The 14,581-nt window shown below is 64.0% G+C and carries 12 protein-coding genes and 5 pseudogenes; 13 read left to right on the top strand and 4 right to left on the bottom strand.

Features of this window, described 5'->3' with window-relative positions; genetic code table 11:
- The first annotated feature begins 6 nt into the window (after nucleotides 1-6).
- The 6 genes and pseudogenes from ACFXS9_RS13035 to ACFXS9_RS13010 all read left to right on the top strand — a co-directional run.
- Nucleotides 7-1,224 (top strand): nucleotidyltransferase, encoded by a 1,218-nt coding sequence (locus tag ACFXS9_RS13035; RefSeq protein ID WP_392689413.1) that lies wholly within the window; start codon nucleotides 7-9, stop codon nucleotides 1,222-1,224.
- Nucleotides 1,217-3,001, top strand: coding sequence for a ThiF family adenylyltransferase (locus tag ACFXS9_RS13030; RefSeq protein WP_392689411.1), 1,785 nt, complete (start codon nucleotides 1,217-1,219; stop codon nucleotides 2,999-3,001). Before ACFXS9_RS13035 ends, ACFXS9_RS13030 begins: the two co-directional genes overlap by 8 nt.
- Nucleotides 2,998-3,498, top strand: coding sequence for a Mov34/MPN/PAD-1 family protein (locus tag ACFXS9_RS13025; protein WP_392689409.1), 501 nt, complete (start codon nucleotides 2,998-3,000; stop codon nucleotides 3,496-3,498). The genes ACFXS9_RS13030 and ACFXS9_RS13025 overlap by 4 nt, the downstream gene beginning before the upstream one ends.
- Entirely contained in the window at nucleotides 3,495-4,553 is a 1,059-nt protein-coding gene (locus ACFXS9_RS13020; RefSeq protein WP_392689407.1) for a CBASS cGAMP-activated phospholipase, read from the top strand. Before ACFXS9_RS13025 ends, ACFXS9_RS13020 begins: the two co-directional genes overlap by 4 nt.
- A gap of 245 nt (nucleotides 4,554-4,798) precedes the next feature.
- A pseudogene (locus tag ACFXS9_RS13015) lies at nucleotides 4,799-6,343 on the top strand (DNA-3-methyladenine glycosylase); the annotation flags it as partial.
- 62 nt (nucleotides 6,344-6,405) lie between these two features.
- Nucleotides 6,406-6,510: pseudogene (locus tag ACFXS9_RS13010) on the top strand (DNA polymerase IV); the annotation flags it as partial.
- Nucleotides 6,511-6,524: 14 nt separating this feature from the next.
- Here the strand turns inward: ACFXS9_RS13010 and ACFXS9_RS13005 are convergent.
- A complete protein-coding gene (locus ACFXS9_RS13005) occupies nucleotides 6,525-6,713 on the bottom strand; it encodes a hypothetical protein (RefSeq protein WP_392689405.1) in 189 nt (62 codons plus the stop codon).
- A 97-nt stretch (nucleotides 6,714-6,810) separates the two neighbouring features.
- On the opposite strand from ACFXS9_RS13005, the gene ACFXS9_RS13000 reads away from it, so the two are divergent.
- From ACFXS9_RS13000 to dinB, 3 genes are all read left to right on the top strand, one after another.
- Nucleotides 6,811-7,236 carry a DUF1810 domain-containing protein gene (locus ACFXS9_RS13000; RefSeq protein WP_392689403.1) on the top strand — a complete coding sequence of 142 codons (426 nt, stop codon included), beginning with the start codon at nucleotides 6,811-6,813 and terminating at the stop codon, nucleotides 7,234-7,236.
- A 329-nt stretch (nucleotides 7,237-7,565) separates the two neighbouring features.
- Nucleotides 7,566-9,725: an exonuclease domain-containing protein gene (locus ACFXS9_RS12995; protein ID WP_392689400.1), complete on the top strand. Its 2,160-nt coding sequence runs from the start codon at nucleotides 7,566-7,568 to the stop codon at nucleotides 9,723-9,725.
- Between the two features lie 80 nt (nucleotides 9,726-9,805).
- On the top strand, nucleotides 9,806-10,915 hold the full coding sequence (dinB, locus tag ACFXS9_RS12990; protein ID WP_392689398.1) for a DNA polymerase IV: 1,110 nt from the start codon (nucleotides 9,806-9,808) through the stop codon (nucleotides 10,913-10,915).
- Nucleotides 10,916-10,988: 73 nt separating this feature from the next.
- Here the strand turns inward: dinB and ACFXS9_RS12985 are convergent, their stop codons facing one another.
- Nucleotides 10,989-11,456 carry a metallophosphoesterase family protein gene (locus tag ACFXS9_RS12985; protein ID WP_392689396.1) on the bottom strand — a complete coding sequence of 156 codons (468 nt, stop codon included), beginning with the start codon at nucleotides 11,454-11,456 and terminating at the stop codon, nucleotides 10,989-10,991.
- Between the two features lie 258 nt (nucleotides 11,457-11,714).
- Here ACFXS9_RS12985 and ACFXS9_RS12980 point away from each other — a divergent pair.
- The 4 genes and pseudogenes from ACFXS9_RS12980 (at nucleotide 11,715) to ACFXS9_RS12965 (ending at nucleotide 13,675) form a co-directional block, all read left to right on the top strand.
- Nucleotides 11,715-12,103 (top strand): annotated as a pseudogene (locus ACFXS9_RS12980) (hypothetical protein).
- A 31-nt stretch (nucleotides 12,104-12,134) separates the two neighbouring features.
- A pseudogene (locus ACFXS9_RS12975) lies at nucleotides 12,135-12,583 on the top strand (hypothetical protein).
- A 3-nt stretch (nucleotides 12,584-12,586) separates the two neighbouring features.
- Nucleotides 12,587-13,315: an SOS response-associated peptidase gene (locus tag ACFXS9_RS12970; protein ID WP_392689394.1), complete on the top strand. Its 729-nt coding sequence runs from the start codon at nucleotides 12,587-12,589 to the stop codon at nucleotides 13,313-13,315.
- A 127-nt stretch (nucleotides 13,316-13,442) separates the two neighbouring features.
- Nucleotides 13,443-13,675 (top strand): annotated as a pseudogene (locus ACFXS9_RS12965) (hypothetical protein).
- Nucleotides 13,676-13,739: 64 nt separating this feature from the next.
- On the opposite strand, the gene ACFXS9_RS12960 reads toward ACFXS9_RS12965, so the two are convergent.
- Both ACFXS9_RS12960 and ACFXS9_RS12955 read right to left on the bottom strand, forming a co-directional pair.
- Nucleotides 13,740-14,126 carry a hypothetical protein gene (locus ACFXS9_RS12960; protein WP_392689392.1) on the bottom strand — a complete coding sequence of 129 codons (387 nt, stop codon included), beginning with the start codon at nucleotides 14,124-14,126 and terminating at the stop codon, nucleotides 13,740-13,742.
- A gap of 238 nt (nucleotides 14,127-14,364) precedes the next feature.
- Nucleotides 14,365-14,568 carry a hypothetical protein gene (locus ACFXS9_RS12955; RefSeq protein WP_392689390.1) on the bottom strand — a complete coding sequence of 68 codons (204 nt, stop codon included), beginning with the start codon at nucleotides 14,566-14,568 and terminating at the stop codon, nucleotides 14,365-14,367.
- Nucleotides 14,569-14,581 lie beyond the last annotated feature (13 nt).

Raw genomic sequence — 14,581 nt, 5'->3', positions numbered from 1 at the left:
ACCGACATGAACGTCCACGTGCGCCCCAGCGTCACCCCCGAAGCCGAAGAAACGCTCGAGGACCTCGCGGATTCGCTCGCGATTCCGGAAAGCACCTACGAAAAGGCCGAACGCAGCTACAAATCTTTGGGCGAATTTCTCAACAGACCGACCTCGAGCATCCGCCAGTACGACCCGCAAGTGCACGTCCAGGGATCGTTCGGTCTCGGTACGGTGATCCCGCCGACCAGCGATGCCGAGGACTACGACGTCGACGCGGTCTGCGAATTCCGCAAGTTGGACAAATCGCAGACGACGCAGCAGAACCTCAAGAAATTACTCGGGGACGAGATGGTCGTCTACGCCCGAGAGCACAAGATGAACAAACCGGTCGTCGAGCATCGGCGCTGCTGGCGGCTCGAATACGCGGACGGCGCTCAATTCCACATGGACGTGACTCCGGGGCTGCTGAACGCCGCCGAGCAGCGTGCCCTTCTTAAGGCGCACGGGTTCGATGACAGGTTTGCCGACACCGCGATCGCGATCACCGATATTGACCATCACGCGTACCGGATCGTGTCCGCCGACTGGCCGCGATCGAATCCGCGCGGATACCTCAAGTGGTTCCTCAGCCGCATGGAGGTAATCTTCGAGGAGCGCAAACGGGAGCTCATCCGCAAAGGCGTGCGCGCCGGCACCGAGCCGATCCCGTTTTACGCCGTGCGTACTCCGCTGCAATCGGCAGTCATGATCCTCAAGCGGCATCGGGACATCATGTTCGTCCTGCGCTCCGACGAACGGCCGATCTCGATCATCCTTACCACGCTCGCGGCTCACGCCTATAACGGCGAGGCGAAAATTTCCGAAGCGCTGTTCGCCATCCTAAACGGCATGGAGCGGTTCATCGGTCAGACGCTCGACGGCAACTACGTGGTGGCCAACCCGAGCGATCCGAGCGAAAATTTCGCGGACAAATGGCGCAAACATCCGGAGCGGGCGGCGGCCTTCTTCGAGTGGCTCGAACAGGCCCGGCACGACTTCGCCTACGCCGCCGAGCTCTCGAACAAGCAGCTCATCACCGAGACTCTTGCCAAGTCGGTCGGCCGGGGCGTCGCCGACCGTGTGCGCAAGCGGTCCGCTGCCCGTCTCGGCGCTCCAGCGGTGCTGACGGCCGGCCTCGTCCGCAGCGAAGCCGAAGCGCGGCGCGCGCCACCCCGCATCGAAGGAGATCGCCGAAATGCCTGAGGCGAGCCATCCTCTCGTCGAGCGCTTCGACGCGGCCGTCGCCGTCGTCGAGGCGCGATGGGAGGAGATCGGCCTGCAGCCGCGCAGGCTCGACCGGAGAGAGCTCGCAGCCTACCGCGGACGCGCCGCCGAGAAGGGTTGGCGCTTCGCCGCAGATTTTCCCGGCGGGCTCCGCCGCCTCGACGTGATCGTGACCGCTGGTTTCCCGTCGACACCGGCTCGCATCGCGCTCGTCGATCGGCCACCGTTTCTGACTTGGCCTCACGTCGAGAGGGACGGCGTCCTCTGCCTTTTTCCCGGTACGACCACGATGTCGGTGGACGATCCGTACGATGGCGTGGCCTCGTTGCTAAGCGAGGCATTCACAATGGTCGGAGCCGCGATCCGCGGCGAACTGGACGGCGACTTCCGTACCGAATTCCTAACCTACTGGCATCATGCGGAACGGGGCGGCGATCGCACCGTGCTGTCGCTACTCGATCCCGGTCCGCCTTCGCGTCGGGTCCGCGTTTGGGAGGGCGCGAGCCAGACCGTCGTCGCCGAGAGCGACGACCATCTCGTCGCCTGGCTGCGCAATGCCGCCCCGAAGGTGACCGCCTCGAAAATCAAGTCCCGCGCCGGCGCGTTCGTCTGGCTCGATCGAGTGCCGATACCCCCGGATTACCCGTCGTCCGCCAAGGACGTCTACGCACTGGCCGAGCGCGGGGGCAGCGCCGATCTGCTCGACGAACTCGCGCGCGAGGCGCTTGCCCGTACCTTCGTTCTGTTCGGCGCTCTCGCCGAAGCCGGTCCCGCCCTCGCGACCGCGGTCGTGAACCGTCCCGCCGTGGTCCGGGGACGCGACCCTCTTTCCGCCGGCTTCCGCCCTTCGGCCGTGCCGGAACACGTGGTAAGAGCCCGCCTTTTCGGCGGCGAGCAGTGCGACCGACACTCGGTCGAGCGCATCGATGCGGCCTGGATCCACGGCCGCGACAGCGACGCACGCGTCCCCAAGCTGCGAGGCGCCACCGTCGCCGTGCTCGGCTGCGGATCGGTCGGAGCGCCGGTCGCGCACGCGCTCGCCCGAGCCGGGGTAGGAAAGCTCGTCCTCGTCGACAAGCAGGTGCTGAAAAGCGCCAACATCGGCAGGCATTCCCTTGGCGTGGAATCCATCGACGATCCGAAGGCACCGGCGCTTGCGCGCCAGATCCGAGCGGCCCTACCCCACCTCGAGGTGATCCATCATGTCGCTGAAGTGCAGGAATTGCTGTTGCGCGCCGACGATCCCCTCGCCGAGGTCGACCTGATAGTTTCGGTCACGGGCGACTGGCCGGCGGAATCCCTCCTCGACGAGTGGCACGCGGTTCAGGGACGTCGCATGCCCATCGTCTACGGCTGGACCGAGCCGCACGCGGCTGCCGGCCACGCGATCGCGATCTCCGCCCCCGGCGATAGTCTTCGTGCGGGTCTCGACGCCTACGGCACGCCGCATCTGGTCGCCGCGAGATGGGCGCAGGATCCGCGCAGGTACGAACCGGCATGCGGAGCGGCATTCGATCCTTATGGTCCGGTGGAACTTGGCTTCGTCACCTCCATGGTCGCGCAGGCCGCTCTGGACGTTCTTCTCGGACAAATTCGGTCCGGAACACATCGGATCTGGCTCGCCAGGCGCGCAGCGGTGGAAGCCGTCGGCGGTACGTGGAGCGATGAACTGCGTGCCGTCGCGCCGAATGCGCTCGACGGCTCCACGATCATCGAACGACGCTGGGGCCGCAAGGCGAGGATTCTCGCGGCGTGACTTCGTTCGACATCGGGTATTCGGGACAGCGGCTCTCGTTCGACGACGCCGTCCTCGCTCACTTCGACCGACATCGGCAGATGCGCTTCTGGCATCGCGAGGCCGGGGGCCTGTTGTTTTCGCGTCTGACGCTGCCGACGATCGACGTCTGCGCTATCACCGGGCCGCGTCGAACCGACCGTCGGGGGCGCTACTCCTACTGGCCCGACGAGCGGGCCGAGCAGCGCGAGATCGACGGGATGTTCCGCCGCGGTCTCCACTTCATCGGATGCTGGCACACCCATCCCGAGGATATCCCGTCCCCTTCGATCGTCGATAGCCGCAACATCTCCGATTGCGTGCGACGCTCGCAACATGCGCTGAACGGCTTCGTGATGGTAATCGTCGGGCGCGCTCCCACTCCCGACGGTCTGTTCGTCTCCGTCTGCGATGCTTCGAACGTTCATGCCCTTCGATTATCCGTCGGCGCGGCGTCAGCGACCGAGGAAATTGCATGACCTTGAACGTGAGAGGAAAACCGCGGTCGACTTTGGCCAATCCTGATCGACGAATCAAACAACCTTGGCCAAAGGAACAACGCTTCAGGATTCTGTCGATAGACGGCGGCGGCATCAAGGGACTGTTCCCGGCAACTGTTCTTGCCGAGCTCGAGCAGGGCTATCTCGCCGGCGCGTCGATCGCCAACCATTTCGATCTGGTTGCAGGCACGTCGACCGGAGGCATCCTCGCACTGGGTCTAGGAGCTGGCCTGACCGCGACCGAGATGGCCGAGCTCTACCTGATACGTGGTCCCGAGGTGTTCCCGCAGCCGTCGGACGCCCCTTGGGCGCGCGCTCGGTGGTGGTGGACGGGGGCGCGCAACTGCGTCCTATACAACTACGAACGCGGACCGTTGGAGTCCCTTCTGACGGCCGCGCTCGGCAGCAAACTATTAGGCGATTCCACGGTGCGGCTCTGCATTCCAGCCTTCGAGGGCAAGCACAGCGAGGTCTTCGTTTTCAAGACGCCTCACCATCGCGACTACAAGTTCGATCGACTCGAACCCATGGTCAAAGTGGCGTTGGCGACGGCCGCGGCGCCGACCTACTTCCGGCCTTTCGAGCACAACGGCTACACGCTCGTCGACGGCGGCGTCTGGGCCAACAATCCAGTCATGTTGGCGGTGATCGAAGCAATGATCTGCTTCGACCTGGAGTGGGATCAGATCGACGTGCTGACGCTCGGCTGTGGCGACGATCCGTACGTCGTCTCCCGCTTGCAGTCGGTCCTCGGCGGGAAGCTGACCTGGTATAACCTGATTTTCGCTGCCATGCGCCTGCAGTCGCTGGCCGCGACCAACCAGGCGCGGCTGCTGCTCGGTCCGCCATCGGTCAGACGCATCGATCCGCCCTCGAATCCGAAGTCCATCATGCTGGACGACTTCCGCAGGTCCCGGGACGAGCTTGTTCCGGCGGCCCGCAAGGCGGTCGCCGAACACGGAGACGCGCTCGCGGCGGCGTTCCTGGGATCCCCCGCTCATCCCTACGAAGCCGTGTCGTTCCCGGCGACCTGAGCGGCGCTGGCGTCACGTCGTGACATGCTTGCAAGGTGGGCCTGGAAGGCGTGGTCCGGGACAGCGCCTACGCCAGCGGCGCGGCAACAACAGGGGCAAAAGGTCGCGCGCAACGGGAGGCCTCAAATATAGATATATAGTAACTTATTGAAATATAAAGATTATTTTACTTGAAGCGGAATCTCGCGTAGGCTTCCTCCGTGGTGCCGGCATGTCGCCGACGTCGATTTTTTGGAGGATTTCAGATGATCGAGCTTTTCGGAAAGCCTTACGTCCCCCTCGAGCCGGATCTCCTGGCCGCCCCCTCCTACGAGGTGGGGCCGCTTCTGATCGGATCCGTGATCGCCATGGACTACCGGGGTGGCGACGTTGCCATCGGACTGCCGGACCTCGAAGCCTACGACCAGGACGAGGGCGCCTGCCATAACCATCCCACGCAGCGCCTTTCCCATGGCCACGCCTACGTCCACCCCTACCACCGCGCCGGGATGCTGGCGCTCGACCTGGTCTGCGGACCTAGGGGCCGAGCGAGCTCCCTACTGGTCCGCGCCGGGATCCCGCTCTTAGGTCTCGACGTCATGGCCACCCGCCGCAGCGTCGACCCCGAGGCGGACCGCCTGATCCGCGACCGCGCCAGAGGCTACGAGAAGCGGATCGCAAGCGGTCCGGGCAACGTGGGTGAGGCGCTCGACATCACCATGGCGCTCGACGGAGCCTGGCTCTTCGACAAGCCGTTCCGCCTCTATCGCCCCGTCGAGCCGATCACGGACATCGAAATCAGGACGCGCCTCAACATCACCAGGGACGCCCACCTTCCCTGGCGCTGGAAGTGGCGCAATCCCCTCGTGGCCGCAGCCGACGAAGGCCGCCGCCTGATGCCGGAGGCTGCGGTCCGCATTCCGGCCGATTTCGAGCCGCACGCCCGGGTCGTCATGGCCTGGGCGGTCCACCGCGAATGGGGGAGCGACCGCGACCGCGTGGAGCGCGAGCTCGAGACCGTGATCAGGACCATCGCCGACGACGAGCCGGTGACGCTGCTGACGCCGCCGGACCTGGTCGGCGCCGCGCGCGGCCGCTTCGCCGGCGCCGAAATCGAGATCGTGCCGGCACCGGTCGACGACGTCTGGATGCGCGACATCGCCCCGGTCTTCGCACGCCGCGGCGCCGGGACCGTCGCGATCGACCTCAACTTCAACGGCTGGGACGGCTCGCGCCCGGCGCGCCCCGGCGACCGCCTGGCGCGCACCTTCGACTTCGGCGTGCCCGTGGTCGGAGTCCCCTTCGTCAGCGAGGGCGGCGCCTTCCTTCCGGACGGCCGCGGCGTCGCGATCGCGACCCGCAGCTGCTTGCTCGCCCGCAATCCGCACCTTTCCGAGGATCGCCTCTCGGCGGACTTCGCCTCTCTCGGCATGCGCACGACGATCTGGCTCGACGGCGACCGCGACGAACCGATCACCTCTGGCCATCCGGACGGCTGTCTCGCCTTCGCGCCCGACGGCACCCTGCTCGTCGAGCCGGCTCCCCGCGGACGCGGCCGGCGCAGGCGCGAACGCGACATCGCCGCCCTCGAGCGCGCGGTCGCGGACGGCAGGATTTCCGCGCTCCGCCGCTTCGCGCCGCCCGACGCCGGCGCCCTGGCCGGCGAGCCCGCCGGCTTCGCCGCCACCTACCTCAACTTCTTCGTCACCCGCCGTTCGCTGATCACCGCCGGCTTCGGCGCGCCGGCTGGCGACCAGGATGCCCGATGTGAACTCGCCGCGCTGTTTCCGGGACGCGAGATCAGGATGCTCCGCATCAATGCCGTCCTGCGCGGCGGCGGCGGCATCCGCTGCCTGACCCAGCCGGTCCCGAGGTCCGCGCGAACCGGATCCGGAAATCGGTCGGCGCCGAAAACACCTTGTCAAGCGACCTCACCGATTTCGACGCAATGGCAGTCGAACTGCAGCCACTGATAAACTTGGAACTCCCCGACTAAACCGGCGGATCGAACCTCGTCTGCTGGATGGCGTCGTAGATGCGAATGCGAACCTTCGGAAAGCGGCGCTTCAGTTCGACGGTGCCATCCTCGGCGCCTTTCTTCGTGGCGAACTGGGATTTCAGAATACCGTCTATTTCGATCGCGTAACCGGTCTTTGGCAGTTCGATATTTCGCCCTGGCATTATTTGTCGCCGTCCTTGGTGGATTTCCGTTCGCGTGGTTACGTTGAGTCCGTCGGGTCGGACAAGCCGGTCACGGCCAAAATGGAAGGGATAACGCGTGAGCGATCCGTTCGACCTCCAGCGCTTCGTGGACGCCCAAGAATTGGTCTACCGGCGGGTCGTCGAAGAACTACGCCGCGGCCGTAAGACGTCACATTGGATGTGGTTCGTCTTCCCGCAAATCGCTGGTCTTGGCTTCAGCGCGATGGCGCAGCGCTTCGCTATCGGCTCTCGCGCGGAAGCCGCTGCATATCTGCAACACGACGTCCTGGGACCGCGCCTAGTCGAATGCACCCGGCTCGTCGTGGCGGCCAGGGACAAGTCGATCACCGATATTCTCGGATCGCCGGACGACATGAAGTTTCGATCGAGCATGACACTGTTCGACGCAGTCTCGACGGAGGCGACCTTCAGTGACGCCATCGCGGCCTTCTACCCGGACGGCAAGGACCCGGCGACCTTGTCGATCCTGAGAAGCGTCTAAGTCCTCTGGCTCCAGAACTCGCGTGCTTTCCTACGTCGACTGGTCTCGGCGGGAAGTCATCGACGTCAGATACACCACGTTAGCACGATCGAAATTCTTAGCGGCGGTTGCCGACCGTTGGCCGAAATCCACCTGTGCTTTTGCGTCGCCCGTCCTCTCGCTTTCTGCTCCGGGTTATTCCGGCGGCCCCGATCAAGTCGACGAACACGCGGCGGGTTCCTTAGGCCAATGACGAATACCTACGCAGAAAGCGCCCTCCACCTATTGACTTCTCAAGTAGCCATCGAACAAAAGTAGAACGAGTCGAATCTCGTCGCGGAAAGGTGCGCGTGGCCGAGCTGCCGGTATTGCCCGTCTATTATTATCTCGACCACTTCGTCGAGATGCTTGGGTTTGTGCAGCGGACGTACGGGCCGATCCTCACCGCGGAGCACCATGCCTTCATCGCGCGCTTCGAGGCACTTTCCAGGGATGCCCGATGCCTGCTGATCCGGATGGTCAACCGACGGGGTGCGATCTTCAATCGATCGCTGTTCAACTACCCCGAAATCGCGGACGTCCAGCGCGCGGCCTCCGATTTGATGGCCGCCGGTCACGCTCGCAGTCTGGGCGAAGCCGACTATGCGGCGTTTGTCGCCTGCCTTCCCAAGGATGTCTTGGTCACCGGCGCGCAGGCGGCCGGACGAGGAGATGTCCGCAAGTCGTGGTCGAAGCCCAAGTTCGTCGACTATTATCTCAATCAGGTCCCCTTCTCCGTAGCCGCCCAGCACTGCGGCGCTCACAAGTTCATCGCGCTCGACGGAACGCGGCCTATTGAATTTCTGCTGTATCTCTACTTCGGCAAGACCGAGGTCGACCTGAAGAATTTCGCGCTGCGCGACATAGGGATTCTCCGTACCAACCGCGAGACGTCGTTCAGCGCTCGGTTCACCGACGGCGAAGAGGCGCTTGCCTCCTTCCATTACAGCCAGGTTCTCGATCGCCTCGAGGTCGGATCGGAGGCAATCTACCGGCAGGCTGCCGTCGACGTACTCGACGGACCTGTCTGCGGAACCGAATATGCAGCCGATCTCCGCAGCCAGGCGGCGCATCGGACGGGACTATATTTCGAGAAGGCCGCCGAGAGCGCCCTCGCCCTGCAGCTTTATCGAACGGGTTCCTCGCCGGACTGCAACGAGCGCCTGGTGCGTTTGCTCTACAGCGACGGCGACCGCGTCGGAGCCGAAGAACTGCTGAAGCGGATGATCGACGATCCGGCCAGCGACGGCGAGCATCTCTTCGCCACCGATTTCTACACTCGTAAGTTCGGAGGACGCCGCACCGGGCTCTACACCGAATTGCTTCGCTCCGGACGCGTGATCACGGTCGATGATACCCATCGCGGCAACCCCGAAGCGGGCGTCTGCGGCGTGCTGCGCCGCGATGGCGCCAAGGTGTACTACACGGAGAACGTGCTGTGGCACACGCTGTTCGGTCTGCTGTTCTGGGATGAACTCTTCGAAAGCACGCAGATGCCGAGCGGCTTCGACTGGGTGCCGCACTGTCTGAAGGACCGCAGCTTCCATCGGCTCTTCGCCTCGACGATCGACGAAAAGTTGGAAGCCATCGCCCTCGGAAATGGCTTTCCGTCCATCCTGCGCACCGTCGCGGCGCGATGGGGCCACCCCAACGGGATCTTCGCCTGGGATCACGTGCAGGTCGAGGCGCTGCGCGCCCTGTTCGATGGAACCGATCCGGGCGCCATCGCCCGGATCCTTCGCGCGATGTGCGACGATTTTCGTGGCATGAGAGATGGTTTCCCCGATCTCATGGTGGTCCGTGACGGCAAGGTTTCCTTCATGGAAATCAAGGCGGAAGGCGACGTCATCCGGCGCAACCAGTTGACCCGTTTGCGTCAATTCGGCGCTGCCGGGATCCTCGCCGAAATCGGCCGGGTGGATTATCGTTTCGACATCGAGCAGGACTACGTCGTGGTCGACATCGAGACGACTGGCGCCTGGTCGAACGGCGACCGCGTCACCGAAATCGGCGCGGTAAAGGTTCGGAACCATCGCGTCGTCGACGAGTGGCACAGTCTGCTCAACCCGCAGCGTTCGATCCCCGCGAAGATCGTTCAACTAACCGGCATCACGAACGAGATGGTGCGCAACGCGCCCCTGTTCTCTGAAGTGGCCGACAGCTTCATGCAGTTCATGGCCGACGGCATCTTCGTCGCCCATAACGTCAACTTCGATTACGGCTTCATTGCCTATGAATTCGAGCGATTGGAGCGACGCTTCCGGTTTCCGAAGCTCTGCACGTGCGCAGGGATGCGCCGACGGTATCCGGGGCATAAGTCATACGGACTCGAAGCACTCTGCGAGATCTATGGAATCGAGCTCGAAAATCATCATCGTGCTCTATGCGATGCGCGAGCCTCGGCGCATTTGCTGAACCTGATAAACCAGAAGCGCGGCGAGGAAGTGCCGCCGAGTGCGGAGGCTGCCTAGCTGACTTTTGGTCTCGGTCGAGATAACGGATCGGGGCCGTAGCCTTAGACTTGCGACATGGTCTGCTTTAGCATCGCCGCATGAACCCATCAGATCTAGAGCAAAACGCCGGCGGCTCGGCGCAGCGCAAGATCATCCACATCGACATGGACGCCTTCTACGCGTCGGTCGAGCAGCGGGACAATCCGGACCTGCGCGGCAGACCCGTCGCGGTCGGCGGCTCTGAGCAGCGCGGCGTCGTCGCCGCTGCGAGCTACGAAGCCCGGAAGTTCGGCGTGCGGTCTGCGATGCCTTCGGTTACTGCGAAACGGCTGTGTCCAGACCTGATCTTCGTGAAGCCGCGTTTCGAAATCTACAAGGCCATCAGCCGGCAAATCCGCGAGATCTTCGCCGAGCACACCCTCATCATCGAGCCGCTGTCGCTGGACGAAGCCTATCTCGACGTGACCGAGAACCTGCAAGGCATTCCCCTCGCCCGCGACGTCGCGCTGCGGATCCGCGACAAGATCAAGGCCGAGACCGGCCTCAACGCTTCTGCGGGGATCAGCTACAACAAATTCCTGGCTAAGCTGGCCTCCGATCACCGCAAGCCAAACGGGCAATACGTCATCTCTCCGGAGATGGGACCGAGCTTCGTCGAAGCGTTGCCGGTCGGCAAATTCCACGGCATCGGTCCGGCCACGAGCGCGAAGATGAACGGCCTCGGCATTTTCACCGGAATGGACATTCGCAATCAGACGCTGGAGTTCATGAACGCCAATCTCGGCAAGTCGGGCGCCTTCTACTACTGGATTTCGCGCGGGGTCGACGACCGTCCCGTCCGCGCCAATCGTATTCGCAAGTCCATCGGCGCGGAGAACACGTTCTCGGCCGACCTCACGACTTTCGACGTTATGGCCGCCGAGCTCCGGCCGCTGATCGACAAGGTTTGGCGCCACTGTGAGAGCACCGGCAACCGGGGTCGGACCGTGACGCTCAAGATCAAATTCTTCGATTTTGAGATCATCACGCGGAGCCGCTCAGTCCCGACGGTCGTGTCGAGCCGGGACGACTTGGAGAGCTTGGCGGTCGCTCTGCTGCAAGCCGACATGCCTTTCCCGAAGTCGGTCCGCCTGCTGGGCGTGTCAATGTCCTCGCTGCAAACGCAGGGTAACGACGAAGCCGTACCTCAGCTCGATCTGCCCATCTGACGCAGCACATGGATGCGGCGTGCACTTCGGCGCGAGACGACGGAATTTCACGCCTGGCTGTGCCGCGCCCGGCCTATCCGACTTCAAGGTCGTGGATGATCGGGTTCAATCCGTCCGGCGTGACTTCGAGGCTTGCTAGAGTGATCGGCAGATTGAAGCGCTGGCGCCCGGCACTGCCGGGATTCACGTAGAGTAAGCCGTTTTCGGTGTTGATCTTCGGCACGTGGGAGTGCCCGGAAACAATGACATCGATACCCTTAGCTGCAGGATCGATCTGCAGGGTGTGCAGGTCATGCAGAACGTAGATCAGACGTCCCGCGAGCTGCACGAACTCGGTTTCGGGAAAGCCGGTAGCCCACTCGCCCGTGTCCACGTTCCCTCTGATCGCCGTGACGGGGGCAATTCTCCGCAGCGCGGTAATGATCTCGGGATCGCCGATGTCGCCGCCGTGAATGATGTGATCGACATGAGCCAGCATGCGAAGAGCCTCCGGCCTAAGCAGGCCGTGCGTATCCGAGATGATGCCGATCGTGAAGGTCATCGAAGCGTCCCCCAGTATCCTATCACGCTTGAGCCACAGCAAGTCGATCTGGGAAATTCGCGTTTTCCCGAAGCACCACCGATCCCCCGGACATAAGTCCACCTAAGCCGACTTTCTCCGGACCCCCGCCGATGGCTTCGCGGCGGCCTCATCCATACTCGGCACTCGGATTGCCGCTCCGAACTCCTCCCCTCCCCACAGACGCATTTTTGGATGGGCAGACTCGACTTGTTCTTGTTATGTTCTATACTCAAATTCATGACCTATCGACCCGCTAGTTGGCGCTTTCCGACCATGAAACAGATCCAGAAGCTGGCCGACGCGCCTGGCGCCGGCGAAAACGCCCCGCCGACGCCCCCCGTCGGTCCCGCTGACGACTTGCCCCCGCATACTGGCAAGCGCTCTTCAGGGACCTTCGCGCCGCAAGACTGGTCCAGGAATGCAGGCTGTCCGAGATCGGCCGCCACGTGCTGCGGGTCTCCTGCAGCCGCTGCGCCAGGATCGTTGAGATTCAGAAGGCCGACGCCGTCCGCCTGTACAGCCCCCTCGCCGTCTGGAAGGACGTCGGTCAAAAACTACTAGAAAACACCTGTACGCAGCGCACCGGACGGCATGAGGAAGACGGTTGCTGGCCGTCGTTCGAATAGCGCGCCAAGCGGCACGCCACGCTAGGCTCGGATGGCTCCTCGCTACCACCCCACGCCCCTCTCCGGAGGAGATCGAAAGGCCCTCGCCAAAGAGTTGGGCAAGGCCCGCGCGATGACGACGATGCTCGCCGGACAGGCGGCCGATGCCCGGGCCAAAGGCGAGGCGCTGATTCGCCAAGCCGACACGCTGCTCTGCGAGTCATGGAACGAGAAGATGTGGGCCGACGGTGGCCCAATCGATCCTTCGCCGACGGTCGACCAGGCCGTGAACGGGGGCCACCGTTGGCTCCAGATCGAATGCTCGCGCTGCAGGACGAAGCGAGAGGTAGATCTCGCCGCGCTTCGCCATCCGCCGACGACTGCCGTCCATGACCTAGCGAACCGGCTTCGCTGCAGCAATGTGCTAAGGCCGGACGCCGGCCGCCCGCCACGCTCCTGCAACTGACGTCCCGACCTCATCAGGCCGCTCCGGAGACTTGACCTGTGTGCAATCTCTACTCGATGACGAAGAACGTCGACGCGATCCGGCGCTTATTCGGCGCGCTCAACAGCCGCGTCGGCAACCTCCCGTCGATGCCGGACATCTTTCCCGACTATCCGGCGCCGATCGTCCGCAATGCTGCGGACGGACGCGAGATCGCGATGGCGCGATGGGGCATGCCGAGCTCGCAGCGCGCGCTGATGGACGCGACGAAGAAGCGGGCGGAAAAGCTGCAGGCCAAAGGCAAGACCGTCGACTTCAAGGAGCTGCTCCGGGTGGAGCCGGATTCCGGAACCACCAATATCCGCAATGTCTCCAGTGCGCACTGGAAACGATGGTTGGGTCCTGAGCACCGCTGCCTGGTGCCGGTCACGTCGTTCTCCGAATACGACACCATCGACGGCAAGAAAGTGCCGGTCTGGTTCGCGACCGACGAAGACCGGCCACTGGTCGCCTTCGCCGGTCTGTGGACGAACTGGACGTCGGTGCGCAAGGCAAAGGAGGGCGAAATCACCGCCGACATCTACGCGTTTCTCACGACGGAGCCGAACGCTGAAGTGGCTCGCGTCCATCCGAAGGCGATGCCGGTGGTCCTGACAACGGCCGAAGAGTACGACGTCTGGATGCGCGCCCCCTGGGAAGAGGCCAAGGCGCTGCAGCGGCCGCTTCCGGACGGTGCGCTGCAGATCGTCGCGACCGGCGAGAAGGAAGACCCGGCGCCGGCCACATAGGACTCCGCGCAGCTCGATGGAACATGTGGACTAGCCGGAGCCTCGGCATTTCGGAATCCCTGACCCGTGCTAACCGCCGGGAACGCGCCCGCGGTCGGAAGGATTCGTCTTGGCAGGAGTGATCCCGATGCTGATGACGAAGGAAAAGCGACCAACTATCCGCACGCTGCGCGGCTGGGCCATCTCGGTGTTGAACGAGGCCGGCGCCATCCGGGAATGCGAGGAGCACGGCTGGGTGCAGATCTCACCCGGCATGCCCCGCCGGCCGGCATCTCCGCGGAAAAAGCCATGGAGGAGATTCACGATGTCCTGGATTCGATCGGCGACACCTGCCCGGAGTGTCCGCCGGACGAAGGCTAGGTCGCTCATCCACCAGCAAATCGCTTTTGCGCCGAGACGAGTCTTGGCGCCAGACGCGGATGCGTTAGTCCCGAGCGCGGTGCAGCGAGGCCGACAGCCTTTCCCTTTCTTTCTCCCACCGCTCGTCTTCGGCCTGGATCCGCTTTTCGATCGCGGCCCGTTCGGCGTGGAGGGCCTCCGACCGTTCGTCGTGCTCCCGCTGCGCCGCGTCCAGCGTCGTCTGCGCCTTCGCGACCAGCTTCGCGCGCTTGGCCCGCTCCTTCTCCCTCGCCTCCTCCTCCCTACGACGCTCGGCGTCCCGCCGCTTCCGCTCGCGCTCGAACTCGACAGCGGCCTTGCGTGCATCCTTGTCGCTGATCTTGGGGGGAGTGCCTCTTGGGCTCAGGACGACGGGTCTTCTTCCGCCCGCTTGCTTCGTCCTCCAGATCAGGTAGGTCAGCGTGTTCGGCAAAGCGGCCGTTCGATCCCGCCGGCCGCTTGAGCACCACTCCGGGTTTCGACGTGGTCGCGGCGACCACATCGGGATCGTCGGTCTCTTCGGCGCCCTGGTGGAAAAGGTTGCTGCCGGCACCCCAAGCCTCTAGCGCCGCCTTCATCGACGGCGCCGCGATCGCGAGATCGTAGAAGCCGAGCGAGGTCTGAAAGGTCTTGAGCTTTCTGGCCATGGCGCGCGCCGGCTCGCGGATCTCCTAGCCCCGTCGCGCGACCCAGATGCCGAGCAGGAAAGCGACGAATAGCGACTGCAGCGGCGCCTCAATGGTTACCTTGCGCAGCCGCTCGGCGCAGCGGATCGCGAAGTCCTGCGAAGCGGACTCGATCGGTCGCCCATCGGAGCCTTGCTCGCTGACCAGTCCGGAGGCCTCCGTCATCGCCGAAGCTTCTTTCATATCCATACGGCTTTCCTGT

Source organism: Bradyrhizobium sp. RDI18, from assembly GCF_043203335.1.
Taxonomy (GTDB): Bacteria; Pseudomonadota; Alphaproteobacteria; order Rhizobiales; family Xanthobacteraceae; genus Bradyrhizobium; species Bradyrhizobium retamae.
This window is presented reverse-complemented; position numbering and strand designations above follow the sequence as displayed.